Source organism: Geodermatophilus chilensis, from assembly GCF_002802985.1.
Classification (GTDB): Bacteria; Actinomycetota; Actinomycetes; order Mycobacteriales; family Geodermatophilaceae; genus Geodermatophilus; species Geodermatophilus chilensis.
This window is the reverse complement of record NZ_NVPT01000318.1, coordinates 1-2,097: the sequence shown is the minus strand read 5'-3', so window position 1 is coordinate 2,097 and position 2,097 is coordinate 1. Positions and strand designations below refer to the sequence as shown.

Annotated in this window: 1 protein-coding gene; it reads right to left on the bottom strand. The window is 70.5% G+C overall.

Annotated features, from left to right (window positions below):
• Window positions 1–127 precede the first annotated feature (127 nt).
• Window positions 128–1,894: an IS1634 family transposase gene (locus tag CNO22_RS26805; RefSeq protein WP_198588640.1), complete on the bottom strand. Its 1,767-nt coding sequence runs from the start codon at window positions 1,892–1,894 to the stop codon at window positions 128–130.
• Window positions 1,895–2,097 lie beyond the last annotated feature (203 nt).

Here is a 2,097-nt window from a genome sequence, read left to right as displayed (position 1 = left end):
GCTCGCGTTCCGCAGCTGTGAGCCCGTCTGGTGACGTGAATCTGCCGGTTGACGTGCAGAAACGCCTGATTAGGTGGTGAGCGGCCCCGTTACCAGGCGTCCAGGCAACCTTCGGAACCGGATGTGGTCAGGCGGTGCGCTGCTGGTCGGACTCGGTGTCGGCGGGGTCCAGGCGGAGAATCTTCTTGGGCGGGTCGATGCCGAGGGCGGCCAGCGCGGCGCGGGCCGCGGGGGTGAGCGTGCTGGTCTGGGTGAAGCTGCCGGCCGGGCCGGTGAAGACGCCGACGTGCAGGTCTTGCAGGTCCTCACGCACCGTGTTCCAGGTGCGCCCGGTCTTGGTCTCGACGATGCGGACCAGCAGCAGGGCCAGCCAGCACAGCAGCACGTGGGCGCGGATCCGAGCCTCGAGGCGGTGGTAGACCGGGCGCAGTTCCAGGTGGGTCTTCAGGTCCCGCCAGCCGCGTTCGACCTGGACCAGTTGCTTGTAGCCCAGCGCGATGTCCTCGGCGGACATGGTCGGGTCCGAGCAGCGCAGCAGGTACTTGCCGTCCAGCTTGGCCTCGGCGGCGATCTTGGCCTTGTCGACCCGCAGCAGCCCGCCCGGGGTCTGGCGCAGGTAGCGGTGCGGGCCGGGCATCATCGAGATCTTCCCGGCCAGCTCGGCCCGCTGCCGTTCGCTGAGCGTGTCGGTGCCGGCGATCAGCTCGGTGAGCTTGTCGACCATGACCGCCCGCAGCGCGGCGTCGCGCTGGGCGGTTTCGGGGTTGAAGCAGACGATGAACCGCTCGTCGTCGGCGATCTTGACCTCTTTGACCTGCAGGTTGTCCGCCACCTGCTGATAGCGGCCCGGCCGGGCCAGGGCTGCTTGAGCGTCGGCCGAGCCGGCGCGCAGCTTCTCGCCGAGGATGTAGCCGTGCCCGCCGGCGCGCAGGTCGCGGCGGTTGGCCGCGGAGGTGAACCCGCGGTCACCGACCCACACGATCCGGGCCAGGGTCCACTCCCGCAGGTCGTCTTTGGCCTGGCGGATCAGCGCGGAGTCGGCGGTGTTGCCCGGCCAGGACCACACCCGCACCGGGATGCCGGTGCGGGTGACCGCCATCCCGATCACGATCTGCGGCAGGTCGCCGCGGGCGTCCTTGGACTTGCCCCAGGTGCGAAACCCCGCCCGGCTCGGCTGCTCTGGTTCGCTGTCGGCCCCGCCGTCGGGCTGGTCACCGGCGGCCTCGGGCGGAGCCGGTCGGCCCGCGACGACCTCGCCGCGCTCGTTGCGGGCCACCGCAGGGTCGGCGTCGTCGATCTCGAAGTACGTCGAGGTGGTGTCGAAGAACAGCAGGTCGACCTCCAGGTCGAGCAGCGTGGCCACCGACCAGAACACCTCGCGTTCGATCTGCGGGGCGGCCTCGATCAGCCAGTCCATCGCCCGGTAGCACTCGTCCTCGCTCACCCCGCCCGGCTCGCCGGCGGGGTCGTCGGTGAGGCCGATGATGAACGTCCGCCGGGACAGCCACGCCGCGGTGGCCAGCTTGCTGGCCGGCTCGATCGTCCGCGCGGCGACCAACGCAAACAGCACCCGCTCGGTTCGGGTGTCGCGCCGGGTGCCGGTCAGCAGCCGCTGCAGCAGGCCGTCCAACCCGAGGGAGCGCCACAGCCCGTCCAGCGCCCAGGTGGCGCCCACAGCGCGGGAGGACACGAATTCCAGACCCGGCCCGCCACCGGTGGTGGAGGTGCCGACCAGCCCGGCGGGTGAGTCCAGCAGCCGGCGCAGCGAGGTGATCAGCCGCTCGATCGCGGCCCGGTCCACCTCGTCCTCCCGGCCGAAGGAGTGCAGCACCTTCGCCTTGGTCGTGCGGGCGACCGGGTCCCAGGTGTTGTGCACCAGCTGCAGGTAGCGCACCGGAACTCCGGCACTGTTTCGCCGTGTCGACACCCGCACGAACACGTCACCAGACGCTAGGGATGTATCCGCAGGCAGTCAACATGTGGACAACCTACTCCGTTACCAGGCGATCCGATGCTCCGCCGAACTGCCTCGCCTGCGACCAGGACAAACGTCGAGCCCCGTCACCAGAACCCGCACTCAGCTGCGGAACCGGAGCC